Source organism: Scytonema sp. UIC 10036 (assembly GCF_009725235.1).
Genome location: NZ_WJFC01000080.1, coordinates 38,976 through 55,746, shown reverse-complemented (window position 1 = coordinate 55,746; position 16,771 = coordinate 38,976). Strand labels below are relative to the sequence as shown.

At 42.5% G+C, this 16,771-nt stretch carries 10 protein-coding genes and 1 pseudogene; 2 read left to right on the top strand and 9 right to left on the bottom strand.

Going from position 1 to position 16,771, the window contains the following annotated elements; genetic code table 11:
* Nucleotides 1-490, top strand: a 490-nt coding sequence (locus F7734_RS31160) for a cation:proton antiporter (RefSeq protein WP_207714255.1), incomplete at its 5' end; no start/stop codon positions are given.
* A 155-nt stretch (nt 491-645) separates the two neighbouring features.
* On the opposite strand, the gene F7734_RS31155 is transcribed toward F7734_RS31160, so the two are convergent.
* The 7 genes and pseudogenes from F7734_RS31155 to F7734_RS31125 form a co-directional block, all read right to left on the bottom strand.
* The gene (locus F7734_RS31155) at nt 646-1,017 is read right to left on the bottom strand and encodes a cupin domain-containing protein (RefSeq protein WP_155748433.1); all 372 of its coding nucleotides are present in this window, start codon (nt 1,015-1,017) and stop codon (nt 646-648) included.
* A 78-nt stretch (nt 1,018-1,095) separates the two neighbouring features.
* Nucleotides 1,096-2,007: a DUF3102 domain-containing protein gene (locus tag F7734_RS31150; protein ID WP_155748432.1), complete on the bottom strand. Its 912-nt coding sequence runs from the start codon at nt 2,005-2,007 to the stop codon at nt 1,096-1,098.
* Between the two features lie 554 nt (nt 2,008-2,561).
* Nucleotides 2,562-2,733 (bottom strand): annotated as a pseudogene (locus F7734_RS31145) (IS4 family transposase); the annotation flags it as partial.
* Nucleotides 2,734-3,051: 318 nt separating this feature from the next.
* A complete protein-coding gene (gene mtnB, locus F7734_RS31140; RefSeq protein ID WP_155748431.1) occupies nt 3,052-3,696 on the bottom strand; it encodes a methylthioribulose 1-phosphate dehydratase in 645 nt (214 codons plus the stop codon).
* Nucleotides 3,697-3,904: 208 nt separating this feature from the next.
* Nucleotides 3,905-4,465, bottom strand: coding sequence for a cupin domain-containing protein (locus F7734_RS31135; RefSeq protein WP_155748430.1), 561 nt, complete (start codon nt 4,463-4,465; stop codon nt 3,905-3,907).
* A 3-nt stretch (nt 4,466-4,468) separates the two neighbouring features.
* On the bottom strand, nt 4,469-4,624 hold the full coding sequence (locus F7734_RS31130; RefSeq protein ID WP_155748429.1) for a hypothetical protein: 156 nt from the start codon (nt 4,622-4,624) through the stop codon (nt 4,469-4,471).
* Complete coding sequence (locus F7734_RS31125) at nt 4,621-13,683, bottom strand: type I polyketide synthase (protein ID WP_155748428.1); 9,063 nt, start codon at nt 13,681-13,683, stop codon at nt 4,621-4,623. The genes F7734_RS31130 and F7734_RS31125 overlap by 4 nt, the downstream gene beginning before the upstream one ends.
* A gap of 380 nt (nt 13,684-14,063) precedes the next feature.
* Between F7734_RS31125 and F7734_RS60945 the strand changes: the two genes are divergently transcribed.
* Nucleotides 14,064-14,282, top strand: coding sequence for a cupin domain-containing protein (locus F7734_RS60945; RefSeq protein WP_207714254.1), 219 nt, complete (start codon nt 14,064-14,066; stop codon nt 14,280-14,282).
* A gap of 626 nt (nt 14,283-14,908) precedes the next feature.
* Here F7734_RS60945 and F7734_RS31115 read toward each other — a convergent pair.
* Nucleotides 14,909-15,349, bottom strand: a complete 441-nt coding sequence (locus F7734_RS31115; protein ID WP_155748427.1) for a hypothetical protein — start codon at nt 15,347-15,349, stop codon at nt 14,909-14,911.
* Between the two features lie 197 nt (nt 15,350-15,546).
* On the bottom strand, nt 15,547-16,725 hold the full coding sequence (locus F7734_RS31110; RefSeq protein WP_155748426.1) for a 2-isopropylmalate synthase: 1,179 nt from the start codon (nt 16,723-16,725) through the stop codon (nt 15,547-15,549).
* Nucleotides 16,726-16,771 lie beyond the last annotated feature (46 nt).

Below are 16,771 nucleotides of genomic sequence, written 5' to 3'. Positions count from 1 at the left end.
ATTTTTATTTTCTGATATTGCTAGATTTTTTAGTATAAATATAATATTTGGAGCATTAGTGTCAGGTATATTAATTGGAGTTATGCCTCCGGAGTTGTTTGATAGAGAAAAAAATTATATCAAAGATATATCTCTATCTTTCTTTATTCCAGTATATTTTGGGATTGTTGGATTAAAACTTAACTTAATTTATCACTTCGATATTCCATTCACTTCATTTTTTATATTATTTACAACAATTTTTCAATTTATTGGAACTATAATTGCAGCAAAGATTTTACGAAAAGATTGGTTGAGTAGCCTAAATTTAAGCGTTGCAATGACTACAAAAGGTGGTCCTGGAATTATTCTAGCGAATATCGCATATGATCTTAGAATTGTAAATGAAACTTTCTTTGTAACCATTGTGCTTACAGCAATAGTCACATCTTTGTTAGCAGGAGTTTGGTTTAGATATGTTTTAGCCAAAGGTTTTGTTCTTCTGGGGTAGTGTAAAATCAGGGAGCCGGTGCAGTTTAGTCTCTAGAAACTATTCGGGAAGTGTGTACTAGTATAACTGCTGAAATCCTTAATAAATAAACATTTCAGCAGTTTTTACTCCCGGTTTTTCAGAATTTGTGAGAAAACTGGGTTTTGCTCTCCAATTCAATCTCCAGTTGGGACGACTGTGCTCCCTTCAATCATCAGCATTGCTGTTCGCTCTGGTGCTCTAGTTCGATGCAGTACGCCTTTCGGAACTGTAAATCCTTGTTTGGGAGCAAGCTCGACGGTTTGATTTTCCAAATCAATGATGAGCCGACCATCGACTACATAAAAAAACTCGTCCTCGTTATCATGCTTATGCCAGTGAAATTCACCCTTCACAATGCCAAGCCGTACAACACAATCATTGACCTGGCATAACGTTTGATTAAACCAATCTTCTTTGCATTCTTCCTGTAGCTTTTGGACATCAATAAGATTTAGGAAGCCAAATTTTACCTCAGTGTTAATGGTGTATGGAAGTTGAGTACTCATATTCAGTCTCCATTATTAGAAAAACGTTGCACTAACGGGACTTAAACAAAAATTAAGCCCAAATCAAACCTATAGGACTTACGTATTGTGCATAAGTAGTAACCCAAGTTGCTGCTTATTTGCAGCCATTAATTTGGCCTCTTGTAGAACTTTCTCTGTAAAAGCAGAATTTTTCTGCATTTGTTCAAATAAGATAGTCAATGCTTCTGGGTTCCCTTCAACATTAATACGGACACCAGCATAGGTCAGTTCAAAAGTCTGAGCTATATTTGTGACTAACTTTGGGTTTTGATGTTCAATATTAAGGACACGTACATGATTGCTGTGCTCAGGCTGTAATTGGGCCGGAACTTCTAAGTATTGTTTGGGAACCGAGTCAATTTTTTCAATAGCTTTCTGCTCTAATCTCTTTTCCCATTCTATTGTCGCTGAATTAGCTTCATCTTTTGGTTCTAGTTGAGAATGAGTGTTTTGAGATTGGCATGGCTGTGATGGAGTAAATGAATTGCCTTCCTTAGCCTTGACAATTGCCTTAGCCTTGTTGAAGGTGATGTTCTCACCTTTTTTAGCAAGTTCTAAGGCTTGTTGACGAGCTTTTTGAGGGGTAGATGGTTCTGCCAAAAGATAAAGGGCTGAAACAGCAATGTTTAAATTTGCCAGTTCAGCAGATTTAAATTGAGTAGCTACTTGCATAAATCTACCTGCTGTTCTTACACTCCAATCAAACTCGGCTTTTAGCCAAACACCGAAATTTCCGTGACCTAACTGTTCTTTTACTTCGGTTAACTTTTGCCCAATATCAATTAGATCTTGAGCACTCCGACGCATTAAACTCTTCAGTTCAGAGGTTTTACTTTGGACAAGAATTCGGACTTGTGGGCTGAGAACAGCATAGTCAAAGTCTTTTTCTTGAGTTAACAGTTGTTGTGATTGTTTAGATGATAATCCATGATAAAACTCTGTTGTTTTATCCGAATTAGAAAAGCTCATAGTGATTTACCTCCAGTTATTAATTAGTGAAGATTCCTTACTGTGCGTTCGCTTATTTTGAGATCCGAAGGGGAATTAAAGCCTTAATGTAAAAGGAAAAAGGGGATTTTTACGTGAACCATTATTGTGATGTAAAATTTGCCACTATCACCAAAGGCTAAGAGAGGCGATGATTTAAGGCGTAGGCATAGGAGAAATCATAAAATGACTAAAAGCTCCATGCGACTAAAAATGCCTGAATCCACTGCAAAGCCTAAATTAATTGCCCTGTAAGGCTTAATTAAATCTTGCGGTTAAAAATGAGCGAACGTACAGTCCTCAAGTTAACTTTTTTCTAAAACTGCGCTTTTTTAGCCTCCCATACAAGGGATAATTTCGTCAAGCTGCCTACACACATTGAGGTAAAGCCCATGATGCAACATTTGAACTTCGAGATGCGATACTGTTGACGCGTAATGTCTACAGCTTGGCCGACTTATCTTTATCGCCAGTGTTTAGACGCTGAGGGGGAATTCCTTAACCGAGCAGTATTGCCTGCGGAGCCGCTTCGCGAACGCTATAATTAGAAGTAAAGATATTAAACGATTTCCGGAAACCTTACTATCCTCTAAACTATAACCGCCACTCTTGAAATCTCGAAACATTTCTTCAATATCAAACCTTTTTTTATAGCTAGCGATCGCTAACTCTAGATTATCCTTTCTTTGTGAGAAGAAACCATCCTTCATGAGATGCTGCTTCTCGAAGTTGACGCTAACTCACTTCTTTGATATCCTGCAAGATATTAATGAGAATTTTTAAAAACAATAATTTTGATGGCTTTAGTTGTTTTTCCAAATGCGTTTGATACAATAATGGCATCATATTATCAATCTTATTGGTCTTGTTGAGAATGACAGACCTATCTTTTCTACCACAATTCGGTCAAATCTTTACCCCGTATATATTTTGGGGCGCTTGTCGCCCCGTCAGGTTTAGACGCACTCCTGCCAAGTATCTATGAAGCCATACAAGATACCAAAACAACATTAGACTACTGAGAATTTAATCAAGTCCCATGCCAATGTTCCGCTTTGCCACCATGTAGCGAAAAATATACTCTGTTAGTTCCACATAGTTACTTGCGCCTTCCAGTGAAGAAGCCCATACAGTAACTCCGTGGTTGCGAATGAGCAGAGCTGGCACCTGCGGTACTGTGACCTTAAAGCGAGCGCAAATCTCATCAGCAATCTGAGACACCTCTAAATAATTGGCAAATATGGGCATTGTTATCTGTGGGTTTTCTTCCCTGACTCCTAGACCTTTGAGCATTTCCAAAGGCGGTAAAGGCAGGGCATCACCGATTACAAAGAGAGAAACCAAGTTGGCCTCAATGGAGTGGACGTGATAGCAGGCTTGGGCATCTGCAAACAGCCTGTAGATAGCTGCATGGATGCTCGTCTCAGCTGATGGTCGTCTGTCGGGATAAGGCAGCGTAAGGGCGAGGCATATCTCGTCCTTACAGGTATCCAAAGTCATAAGGACAAAGTCATCGGTGGTCAACTGACCTTTGGGGCGTCCACTAGCAGTAATCCAGAAGCTGCCATCCGGCATTCTCGCTGAGAGATTACCTGCTGTGCCCATCATCCAGCCCATCTGGTAGAACTGACGAGCAGCAGCCATGAGAGTGGGGCGGGGATCGATACTCATACGATTTTGGATTTTTGATTTGAGATTGGTTGCTCGCGCAAATCTAAAATTGCTTTTACCACATTTGGGTTAAGCGATCGCGCGCATCAAAAAAATCATTCCACGGGATGTAAGGCTAATGACACAGACTACTAGTGGGAAGCAGTAATCAACTTCAATAGCCATAAAACTGTTTTGGGTGTTGAGTGTTCGCTATGAGAAAAACCTTCTAATAACTAACAACTGAAGCAGGGCGCAAGCGAATTTCCGTATCAGTATACTCAGGTACCCAGCCCTCTGTGGTTGTAAAGTAGCGCACAGCTTTTATCTGACACGATGCTCTCAGATAGAACCAGTGTTCGGTACCGGAAGGCACGCTGATATAATCTTCAGGCTCCACTGTCAATTCTACCTGGCTGCCGTCAGGACGTACAAACCCAAACACGCCCTCACCGGCGATAATGTAGCGCACTTCGGGATCAGCGTGAGTATGGCATCGATCAAATTTTGATAGTAGAGCGTCGAGATTGGGGACGCCGGGATGCAGCACGATCAGGTCGCAGGACTGATAGCCAGCAGTTTGCAGCAACTGCTGGAAGTAGATGTTAAGCGCTGTGAGTACGTACTCCTTCTCGGCATCGCTGAGGACTTCCTGAGCGAGGATTGCCTTTAATTTTGGGTCGTCTACTATTGGCCAGCGGTTGATCTGGATATTCAGAGGAACAAGCTCACGCACAATGTTACTCAGTTGGGTGTAGGTAGTACCGTTCTCAAGTTGCAAGATAGCCATAGCTTACCTTATCATAGTACCAATGAACAATTGACAGGCAGACGTTACAGAAATTAGAGTTAATGTATCTTCCGGAGCTTCATAGCATAGTTCGTCACCATCAGCCCACAATTCTATATCTTTGGAGTGAAGATTTTCGAGCAACTCTGTTAAATTCATAATTTACCTCTAATTCTGCTTTTCTTAGTAGATGTGGTGGTGGATGGAACAGGTGCATTTGAAGTGGAATTATCTTCCACAAGTTGCTCACTTATAAATTGAGTTAAACCAACAACATTCACCCCATCCAAAAATTTCGTGATTGGGATATTGACTTCCAACTCTGCTCTCAGGCGATTTCTCAATTCAACAACCATGAGGGAATCAAGTCCCATTTTGTTGAGAGGCTCATCAACATTTAACGATAGAGCCGTGATTCCTAGCACTCTAGCTATGTGTTCCCCCAGGTAATTCATCAAAAGTGATTGGCTTTGCTCTAGTGAAGCAGCTTTAATTTGGTCTAAGAGTTGTGAGGTATTGACTTTCTGCTGAACAACTTGGGTACTAGCAACTTTCTGAGCTTGTGGAGCGATTTCGCAAAAGAAGCTCGGATAAGATGTGTTGGAGAATTGCTCAAAAAACTTTGACCAGTCAAGCTGCATCACCCCTACCTGAGTCGCATCTATTGAAAACAAATTTTCCAGGATGTCTAATGCTTGTTGTGGTTCTATAGGCTTTATTCCCTTGCTTGCCCATTGAACTTCACTCTTGCTAGCAGCAGTCTTTGCCATGCCTACCATTGACCAGGGTCCCCAGTTAATACTTAACCCTGGTAAAGAAAACGACTTCCGATAATGAGCCAAAGCATCTAGAAAGGCATTAGCAGCAGCATAATTTGCTATACCCGCAGAACCAAGTATGGATGCAACCGAAGAAAAAAGCACAAAGAAGTCCAAAGGTATGTCTTGTGTTTGAGTATGCAAATTCCATGCTCCACTTACCTTAGGTGCAAACACATTCGCGAACAGTTGCCATTGATGATCCACGAGTAGCCTATCTTCAACAACACCAGCAGCATGAATAATACCCCTTAACTGTGGCATCGATGCTTTAATTTGAGTTAGTAAAGAGGTAACTTCTTCCACTACGGACACATCAGTTTGAATGACTACAATCTGAGTTCCGTTCTCTTCAAGTTGCTTCAGGGTTTGTTGAACAGCTTCTTTAGGTTTGCTACGCCCTACTAGAACCAAGTGCTTCGCCCCGTGTTCAACTAGCCATTGTGCTAGCAGCAAACCAATTCCACCAATCCCACCTGTAATCAGGTAGGTACTATCGCCTTTGAGATGCAGAGATTTCTTGACAATTTTATTGCTACGTACTAATCGGTTGATATAGCGTTGTCCATTGCGAAAAGCGATATGAGTTTCACGAGGAGTTAACTTGGGTGAACAAATTTCTGCCAACAGGCTCTGTGCATTGTCATTTCCTTGTGGATCTAAATCCACCAGAGTACAGTTAAATTCTGGATGCTCGCTTGTAATGACTTTTCCTAATCCCCACATGGGCGATTGCGCCACTCCAACAAGAGTAGACTCTACACCCACACGTTGTGCTCCTTTTGTCACCAGCCATAAGGTAGGAGGCGAGGAAAACCCTTTACCGATCGCAGACTGGACTAAGGATAAAACACCACCACATCCTATAAGCGACGCAACTTCTAAGTCTGTGACTGTTAGGCTGTCTGCCTCAACTGTATTTAAGCTCCACAAATAAACGACTCCATGCAGTCGGGGACTCGGTAAAGATTTGCTCCCCGTTTCAAGGTCTGGCATTGACAATACGAGTCGCTGAAAGTCTTCTGGTAAAGCAGGGTTGAGCGTGAATTCTTGCTCTGCTATCTGTTTATACTCACTACCTGGAAAGACAAGGGTACAATTTTTTTGTTGCGATCGCAACAAAAAACTTAACTGCTCACCAATACCTTGATTGTCAGCAAAAATCAGCCAATGCTCTGCTCGAAGCTTTTGCCGATGCTCCCAAGCAACCGTTTCTCGATCGCTAATTTCTGGAGGAGATTGTATGTTCCCTTGATTGCGCCATACTACTTCATAGCACAAGTCTTGGATGTTGTCTAGGTGTTGGTATTGCTTGTGTTCCCTGACCAAAACTGCCAACACTTCAGGTAATAGTTTTATTTGTTCAGGTGAGAAATTTCCTGCCTTTTGCACTAGCTCAACTAACTCTTGAGTCTTTTCTTGATTGAGAAAGTTGGTAATGGGACTCTGGATATTTTCTGGTGATAAAGACTGTGCTTGTGGATGACGAGGGGGTGTATTCTCAATCCAATAGCGCTGTCGTTGAAATGGATAGGTTGGTAGTACCACTTTGTTGCGCTCATAGTCTCCCTCAAAACCTAACCAATCTACTGACACTCCCCGCACGTATAACTCACCCAAACTAGAGAGCAGTTGTTGCCACTCTGGCACTCCCGGACGTACAGAAGGTAACCACGAAAGAGCACTGTCTGGTAAACACTCACGCCCCATACCCAACAAAATTGGCTTCGGTCCTATCTCTAGGAAAACTTCACACCCAAGAGTACGCGATGTCTCCATACTTATAGCAAAAAGTACACACTGATTGACATGGTTTACCCAGTACTGTGCTGTGGCAATGTTCTCATCTGCTAGTTTTCCTGTAACATTAGAGACTAGCGGTATCCGGGGTTGATTGTAAGTGACACCATTGGCGACTTGCTCAAACTCCTTCAACATCGGTGCCATCAATGGAGAATGGAAGGCATGGGATACCTCTAAGCGCTTCGTCTTCACGGACAGAGTTGACAGCTGGTCGCAAATAGTACTAATATCTTCTGATGCCCCAGAAATCACCACACTTTCAGAACCATTAATGGCGGCGATCGCCACTGTGTTACGAAATGGCGCTATCACTTCCCTCACCAATTCATGTGAAGCAATCAGTGAAACCATTTCACCACAAGAGGGCAACTGTTGCATCAACCTTCCCCGTTGAGCAATCAGTTTCAGTCCATCTTCCAAGCTAAAAACCCCTGCTATAGTTGCAGCAACATATTCGCCTACGCTGTGCCCCATCACCACATCTGGTTCAATACCCCAAGATTTCCACAGTTGATAGAGAGCATACTCAAAGGCAAACAGCGCCGGCTGGGTAAAGGCTGTTTGATTGAGCAGTAATGAAACTTCCTCTCCTGCTTGGGTAGGATACAGAACCTCCAACACAGAATGCTCCAGGTAAGGGTGCAGGATTTCATCGCACTGCTGTAAAGTTTGGCGGAACAGGGGTTGGCTCTCGTAGAGTTGGCGTCCCATGTTTACATATTGGGAGCCTTGCCCAGTGAACAAGAATGCTATCTTTAGTGTCTTTTGATTGGGTGATTGACTCTTTGTGATTGTCAAATCAGCAAGTTGAGCAACCAACTGTTCTCTAGAGTCAGCCACAACAGCCAAGCGGTGGTTAAAATGCTCACGCCCCGTATTCGCCGTATAACAAACATCTGCCACCGATACTTCAGAATTAGATGTTAACAATTGTAAATAAAGGTGTTGTAAGGAAGCCAAAGCCTGCTCATTCTTAGCTGAAAGTGCCAGTAAGTGGTAAGGACGCTCAATTGCTCCCCCTGCTCCCCTACTCATTCTAGAGGGTGCTTCCTCCAGAATGACATGGGCATTCGTACCACCGATTCCCAAAGAATTGACTCCAGCACGACGAGGATAATCTTGAATCGGCCAATCCTTTAAAGTCGTATTAACGTAGAAAGGAGTATTGGGTAAATCGAGTTGAGGATTGGGCACATCAAAGTGCAGACTAGGTGGGAGCTTTTTATGGTACAGTGACAGAACTGTTTTCATAAAACCCACGACACCAGATGCAATTTGGAGATGACCGACATTAGTTTTTACTGAACCAATGGCACAAAAGTTCTTGGACTGAGTACTCGCACGAAATGCTTGGGTGAGTCCGCCAATTTCAATGGGATCTCCCAGTGGTGTTCCAGTTCCATGTGCTTCCACGTAGCTGATAGTGTTTGCATCAATTCCAGCCATTGCCATTGCTTCTGTGACTACAGCTGCTTGACCATCCCCATTGGGAGCCATGTAGCCAACTTTTGTACCACCATCATTATTAACAGCTGAGCCTTTGACAACAGCGTAGATGTTGTCACCATCGGCGAGCGCATCCTCCAGACGCTTCAAAACCACAATCCCCGCACCGCTACCAAAAATAGTCCCTTGAGCGCGAGCATCAAAAGCCCGACAATGTCCGTCAGAAGAAACAATCATCCCCTCTTGATACAAATGACCTACTTTTTGCGGTACATTCACAGAAACCCCACCTGCTAAAGCCATGTCACTTTCGCCACTCAGTAAGCTGCCGCAAGCCATGTGAATTGCTACCAAAGATGTAGAGCAAGCGGTTTGCACATTCACGCTCGGGCCAGTGAGGTTGAGTTTATAAGAAATCCGTGTAGTGAGATAATCTTTATCATTAGCAACCATCATTTGCAAACCACCCATGGAGTCCATGGTAGCGACATGCAAATTATCGTTCACATCAAGGTGATGGCGGTTGGGATAAATATTATTGAGTAAGTAAGTGTTCATAACGGCACCAGCATATATGCCAATGGCACCATCATAAGTCAGAGGATTATAGCCGGCATTTTCTAGACTTTCCCAAGCACATTCGAGTAAAAGACGCTGCTGAGGGTCCATTAATTCTGCTTCTTTGGTACTATAGCCGAAGAAATCAGCATCAAAGGATTCCACATCTGATAATATAGGCTTGGCTTTAACGTAATTAGGGTTTTTCACCAGTGCAGGGTCTACACCTGTGGCGATAATTTCTTCCGTAGTGAAAAACGAAATCGATTCAACGCCATTGCATAAATTTTGCCAGAATTCATCGATATTGTTAGCGCCGGGGAAACGACAGGACATCCCAATGACGGCAATATCTGATTTATGAGCAGCATGGCTTTGGCTACGAACCTTGGCGCGTTTTTGACCTTGCGCTACAGAAGCCGATTCTGTTTGTCCCTGACTTAAATACTTAGCTAAGCTACTGATGCTGGGATATTTAAACATATCCACAATGGACACGTTGGAACCAAACAATTGGTGCAATTTACTCTGAGCCTGTACCAGAAGCAGTGAATGTCCTCCAAGCTCGAAGAAATTATCATGAATCCCCACGGATTCTAAACCCAAAACTTCTTGCCAAATTTGTGCAACTTGACGTTCAATGTCTGTTACTGGTTGTGCTTGGTCGTTGGGGAGTTCACTTAAATTCCCTTTGGTGAGTTTTTCTCGATCAATAGTGCCTGTCTGGGTTAACGGCATCTGTTGTAGCTGCACAAAATCGCAAGTACTGGGTGAGCCAAAGTGATCGCGCACTACCAATTTGGACAATTGTTCTGTCACCGAGGAATCACTGCTTGCCGTAAAATAAGCAGTGAGTTTCTCCAATGGGTAAGTATCTTCCACACGACCACGAATATGTCGGTTGCTGCCATCTAATCCGATGAACAACTGCACCTGATTATGGTGTAAACCAACGAGCAAAGAATACAATCCTTGTCGTGGAGTTATGGCACAGTAACCCTTGCTAGTCGCCAATTTACTTCTTTGGGTATCTTGGCTAATGCCGATCCCATCCCATAAACTCCAGCTAAAGCAATAGCTTTTTAAGCCACACTGAGTGCGCTGGTAGTGTGCAAAACTTTCTAGAAACTGATTGGCACAGACAAATGCCCCAACAGTTGCTCCTCCCAAGAAACGACTCACCGAAGAAAAGCTGATGACAAATGCTTGGGGATGATTTTTGAGGAGTTCATTAAGTACCCAAGCTCCTCCTACTTTCGAGCGTAAGGCTGCTGACCAACTTTCTTGGTTTTCTTCGGTGAGCGATCGCTCCTGATAAGTCCCCGCCAAATGCAGCACCCCATCTAGTTGGCATCCCCAGCAGTTTAAGGTTTGTTCAACCACCTGTTGCAAAGCTTGCAAGTCACAGACATCCACTGTCTCATAGGCAATGTCTCCTCCTAACTGCTCTAGTTCTTGATAAGCCGCAATTTTTTGAGCTATGGAATCTTTGTGCCCTCTGTAAGTCTCCCATGTACTTCTTGAGGGTAAAGAAGTTCTACCAACCAACAACACCCGTACTTTGTAGTGCTTGAGCAAATACTTAGCAATTTCAACACCAACGCCTCCTAAACCACCGCTTATTAGGTACATTCCACCTGGTTTGAAGGCAACATCTTGCTTTTGTGGAGCGCGAAAATTCACTTTCTCTAATAGAGGAATCCAACGCTGTCCGTGGCGATAAGCGACCTCAGACTCCTCAGATAACACATGCATCTCTTGCAGAATCAGCTTAGCATTCACTGCTGGTTCATCAACACTCAGGTCTATATGACGACTTGTCAACCCTGGTATTTCCTGGGCTATGACTTTCACTAACCCAAGCAGAGGTGATTTTTCATAAGCAATCTCCTCATCAGGCGATGTAAATTGGGTGTTGTTGGAAACAACTAATAGCTCGATAGTCTGATGAGATTTGTGGATATTGGATAAGGCTTTAACTAAGGACAGTAGGCTGTAGACTCCATGGGTTTGAGCTTCTTCCAATGACTCTAGACTGGAAATCTGACGAATGCCACTTTCATAAGTCCACAAGTGTATAATTTTATCGATTTGAAAGTTGTTAGCTTTGAGAGCAGACAGCAACTGCTGATAATGTTCGGGATTATTTGGCGCAACGGAATAGCGATTGTTGCTTTTTTGTTTAAAGTCTACCCCTGCTTCAATGCCAATCCACTGCTGTCCACGGTTTTGAAGTTCTGTACCCAAAGACTCCCCTAACCCTAACCGATCGAGGAATATGAGGAACTGACCATTCATGGTAGGTATTTGGGTTATGGGTTGTTTCCTTCGCCAAGAGGGGCGATAAAACCAGTCTGGTAGCAAGTTAGGATTATCTAAATTAATGCCCAGTTGTTGAATGATAGTGTCAAATTCACCATCAGAGAACATTCTGCTCAATTGCGATCGCTGAATTTTACCAATCGCAGTTTTGGGTATCATCTCCTTTTTCACTGGAATAATGTAATTCGGATTGACCCCAATATTTTTGACAACTGTCCCACGAATTTTTTTGATAAGTTCTTTCACCCTGATTTTGTCAGAGATAGTAGAACTAAAAAAGATTGCCAGTTGCTCGGCGTTCTCACCAACTCGCACCGCACAAGCAGCTGTATACGAAACCTCTACACCCTCAACTTCTTCAACCACTGATTCAATTTCATGGCTGTAATAGTTGATCCCATTAATAATAATGTCATCTTTATCTCTGCCTGTCAGCACAATACGTCCTGACTGTAAATAGCCTAGATCTCCCGTGTTAAACCATCCATCTGGAGTAAAAGCCTCACGATTGCGTTGGGGATTTTCGTAGTAGCCGGAGGTAACAGAAAGCCCTTTCACTTGAAATTTACCAATCACCCCTTCAGCAACGATTTGATTATTTTCCTCAGTGATGCGGATTGATGCTCCAGGAATCGGTGAACCGAGTTCGACAAATGACATATCATCTGATGAAGTTTCCAAAGAAAACCCCTCAGATAAAAAGGTGATACCTGAGGAAGTTTCCGACATCCCAAAGGCGGGACGAACAGCATTAGATGGCAAACCATGTGGCTGGAGCAGATGAAGAGCGCGCCTTAAGGTTTTCGGGACTATTTGCTCCCCGCCGTTCACTAGACAGCGCATAGACGATAAATCCCATGAGCGCTGATTAATCTCGCTTGCTCGTTCATTAAGCAGTGAAAAAGCGAAATTTGGTACCCAGGAAATTGAAGCTTTATAGCGCTGAATCAACTCCAACCACCGGATGGGATTTTGCAGGATATATTCTGTAGATACATGGATTTGTGTACAACCTAAATCCACCGCCATCAATCCCAGAGATACAATTGCACCCACATGCTCTAATGGCATCCAATTCAAGATTATATCTTGAGCATCACAATTGTTCACTTGGGCTTTGCCAGCGGTCATGCTTAAAAGATTGCGATGAGTTAACATCACACCTTTGGGAAAACCAGTACTGCCTGAAGTGAGTAATATCAGAGCTAAATCATCTTCTTGGCTTTGATAAATATTGCTATCTGGTTGATTTTGGCGTAAGTTATCTACTGTTTCGACTTGAAAGTTTTCTATCTTTAAAAGTTTCGGTAATTTCTCAAGGCTTGAAGCCAATTTTGAGGTTGTCAGAACAATAGGTTGCTTTAGCATTTGCCAAGCACTGTGCAATTTACTGACAGCACTGTTCATCTGCTCGTAGGCTGGAGCAATAGAAATCGGTACAGGAATAAAACTACCTAATATACAGCCCCAAAAAGCGGGAATAAAATCTTGACTTTGAGGAATTTGAAATATTACTTTGTCTAATGGCTTTAAACCGAGTTTTCTTAACCCAGCCAATATTTTTTGAGCGTCTAATAATAAATCTTGATAAGATTGAACGATTTGAGAGCCATCAGATTGAATATAAATCAGTTGTTTGTCTGGGAATTCAACAACCGTTTTTTGCAGCGCTTGTGTCAATACCTTTGGGGCATTTTTTTCTCGCTTGAGTTCTCCTCCATGACTGATAGCTAGTCTGCTGGCACTGGAATCCTGGTTGTGAGTTGAGTGAGATAATTGAGTTCTTACTGGAGTCTTACTTTCTTCACTTGTCAGAGTTTTCCACTCAGTCAGCAAGTCTGATAGACGTAGTGACTGTTGCTGCTTGAGGTGTTCTTGAACGACTACCGCTACTTGTTTGACTTTAGGTACTAACTTGATTTGCTCTTCCCATTGCTGCGCTAAGTCAGTGTCTGTGATTTCCAGATGAGAAAGAGCAGTTTTATCTATCTCTCCGGAGAAGGTCAAAGGCAGAGCCGATACTGGTACTATTGTGGGTAAGCATTCACTAGGTAGAATGGTTTGCAGGTGAGATAATAACGCTTCTGCGGCAAATAAAGCCTCAGGGACTACATAAGCAATAAATTCTTGTTGGAAATTTTCTGTCTGCCTCTTTATGACTATACAATCCTCTACCGTCAAACTTGACCGGATAGCAACTTCTATTTCCCTGGGTATATACTCTTGTTGGCGCTTCTTTGCTAAAGAAGCACTTCTATCATCTAATTGCATTACTTTCTACATCCTGCCTAAACTTCGCTTTTGTTAGAATTGACATTTTTATGATTGCTCTACCGTAAATATCTTAGCCTATGTTTTTGCGATTAAGAATATTTTTTACATAAATTATGAGCCAAAGTTCTTGACAAATCAAGAATTAAAAGTTTAAGTTTGATTTGGGCTTGATTCTTGTTTAAGTCCAGTTAGTGTAACCTTTTTTCTCATAATGGAGACTGAATATAAGTACTCAACTTCCATACACCATTAATACTGATGTACAATTCGGCTTCCTAAATCTTATTGATGTACAGAAGCTACAGGAAGAATGCGAAGAAGATTAGTTTAATCAAACGTTATGTCAGGTCAACGATTGTGTTGTACGGCTTGGCATTGTGAAGGGTGAATTTCAGTGGCATAAGCATGATAACGAGGACGAGTTCTTTTATGTAGTCGATGGTAAGCTCATCATTGATTTGGAAAATAAAACTGTCGAGCTTGCTCCCAAACAAGGATTTACAGTTCCGAAAGGCGTACTGCATCGAACTAGGGCACCAGAGCGAACAGCAATGCTGATGATTGAAGGGAGCACGGTAGTCCCAACAGGAGGTTGAATTGAAGAGCCAATAAGTGCAGATAAATCAACTAAAAATTACTTTATCGTTGTATGACGAAAAAAGATGGTGAGCACTCTTTGGGCAAATTGAGAGCCTCGCGTTGGTGAGCGCGAGGGCAATTATTGACACTCAAAGCGTCACAAATGTGGTGATAGGTTGAAACAGCGCAGCTATGTTTAATTTTGCCAATTTGGCAGATTTAATTTGGGTGTTGCATACATCAAATAATTCGTCATCTCCCCCGCGACTCCGACCCACCCAGTGCTAAAAAGCGCCAAAAGAAAAAGAACAGGGGCGAAAAACGCGAGGGACAGACAGGGCATAAGGGTCACAGCAGATTTTTATACGAGCCATCTGAGTGTAAAGAGGTTTTCGACCATCATCAAGATATCTGTAGCTGTTGTGAGGAGAAATTAACATGAGTTGATGCTTTCCCTTATCGTTGTTCGGACGCAGCCAGAAATCTACTTGGTGAAGATTTTAGCGGTATTTTAAACTCAATCTTATTGAGCTTGTTGAGAATGACAAACCTATCTTTTTTACCACAATTAGGTCAAATCTTTACCCTGTATATATTTTGGGGCGCGTGTTGCCCCTTGAGATGAGTTACTGTTCATGAACCACTAAAGTCCAGTTGTTGCAGCAAGTAATTTGGCTTCTTCTAAAACTTTCTCTCTAAAAGCAGAATTTTTATGCATTTGTTCAAATAGAATAGTTAATACCTCTGGGTTCCCTTCAACATTAACACGGACACCAGCATAGGTCAGTTCAAAAGTCTGAGCTATATCTGTGACTAACTCTGGGTTTTGATGTTCGATATTAAGGACACGTACATAATTGCTGTACTCAGGCTGTGAGCGGGACAAGACTTCTAAGTATTGTTTGGGAACTGAGTTAATTTTCTCAGTAGCTTTCCGCCCCGATCTCTCGTCCAATTCTGTTGTCAATACAGTCTCAACCGACAATGGAATTGTCGCTGAATTAGCTTCTTCTTTTGGTTCTAATTGAGAATGAATCTTTTGAGATTGGCTTGGTTGTGATGGAGTAAATACATTACCTTCCATAGTCTCAGCAGAGATGTCAATAGTAGCAGACTTGAAAGTATTAGGTTGAGCTAGCTGCTGATGACGATTGACAATTGCCTTAGCCTTGGTGTGTGTGATGTTCTCACCTTTTTTAGCAAGTTCTAACGGTCGGTTCGCTTGTTTGAAGAACGTAGTAGCCTAAAAATTAGTTTAGGGTCTTGAGGCTGACTGATGGATTATTCCAAGACACCATTTTTCCATAGCTCTAACACTTCGTTGGCTGTAAAATAGCGTTCTTGTTCAGTAGCAAGAGATTTGATTGCCGATCGCATTTTCTCGTATTGCTCTCTCGGTTGGGGATTGTGCAGTTTCTTTTCAAATAGATACTGAAAATTACTGATTCCACTCCATTTGCCAAATACAACATCTATCGTATTATAAGGTAATGCTGCATAGCTGTTAGAATCGGAAAGCAAAGAATTGACATGAATACCTGATTCGTGGCGTTGAGCAGCTTGAGAATAAGGGGGGGCAGGACGAATGCCCAGTTGCTCAATGCGATCGGTCACGGCGGCGATCGCATCGTAGTTAATCCCCTTGACTTCAATTCCGAAGCGGACTCGCAACCCATTTAACACCTGTTCGAGAGCAACATTTCCGGCTCGCTCTCCTATACCACCAAATGTACCCGATACTAAAGTTGCTCCTGCCATAAGGGACTGGAGGGTATTTTCCAGTGCCATACCCATGTCATTGTGATAGTGTACTCCGAAAGCGACTCCTGTTGTGGATTGGAGCAGGTCGTTAACCCAGATGTAGCTTTTTTCTGGACTCAGAATCCCCACTGTATCGCAGAGCAAAAAGTGTTCGATATAAGGACTGCATGAACGGATACATTGCACCAAAAAGTCAAAATCGGCTCTAGAAGCATCTTCGGCTGCAAAGTCTACTCTAAGTCCAGCAACCCTTGTGGCATAGTGCAAATTTTCCACAATGACATTAATAGCATTTTGGCGGATTCTATTAATGACCTCAATTGAAATGCCATCATCAATGGTTTTCCCTTTGAACTCTCTCATAAGGCGGATTTGGGGATCTCGCAGAAACAGCAGTCGATCGGAAACAGCATGGAACAGGATGATGCGCTTAACTCCGTGGCTTTTGGCGCGATCGATGTGCTGCTTTCCCATCAAAGTAGAAGCAGCAATTAAATAATCGAGTCCCTCTGATACTAATGTTTTGACTAGCTCTTCTTCTTGTTCGCAAACACTAGGCATGATGGCAAGTCCATGAACTCCCGTTTGAGCAATTAAATGGGCAAGTTTTTGTTTGGTTGGGTAAGAGAAGAAAATCCCTGCTTGTTGTTCTCCATCCCGCAGGGTTTCATCATCAATTTTGAGAGTTGCGGTTTCCATTGTTGTATACCAATAAATTTTGGATTTTAGATTTTGGATTTTGGAT

What these genes read in the sequence shown, in the direction of transcription:
- F7734_RS31125 (WP_155748428.1), bottom strand. Translation starts at nt 13,683, where the DNA reads ATGCAATTAGATGATAGAAGTGCTTCTTTAGCAAAGAAGCGCCAACAA.
- F7734_RS31135 (WP_155748430.1), bottom strand. Translation starts at nt 4,465, where the DNA reads ATGGCTATCTTGCAACTTGAGAACGGTACTACCTACACCCAACTGAGT.
- F7734_RS31155 (WP_155748433.1), bottom strand. Translation starts at nt 1,017, where the DNA reads ATGAGTACTCAACTTCCATACACCATTAACACTGAGGTAAAATTTGGC.
- F7734_RS31130 (WP_155748429.1), bottom strand. Translation starts at nt 4,624, where the DNA reads ATGAATTTAACAGAGTTGCTCGAAAATCTTCACTCCAAAGATATAGAA.
- F7734_RS31110 (WP_155748426.1), bottom strand. Translation starts at nt 16,725, where the DNA reads ATGGAAACCGCAACTCTCAAAATTGATGATGAAACCCTGCGGGATGGA.
- F7734_RS31115 (WP_155748427.1), bottom strand. Translation starts at nt 15,349, where the DNA reads ATGGAAGGTAATGTATTTACTCCATCACAACCAAGCCAATCTCAAAAG.
- F7734_RS31150 (WP_155748432.1), bottom strand. Translation starts at nt 2,007, where the DNA reads ATGAGCTTTTCTAATTCGGATAAAACAACAGAGTTTTATCATGGATTA.
- mtnB (WP_155748431.1), bottom strand. Translation starts at nt 3,696, where the DNA reads ATGAGTATCGATCCCCGCCCCACTCTCATGGCTGCTGCTCGTCAGTTC.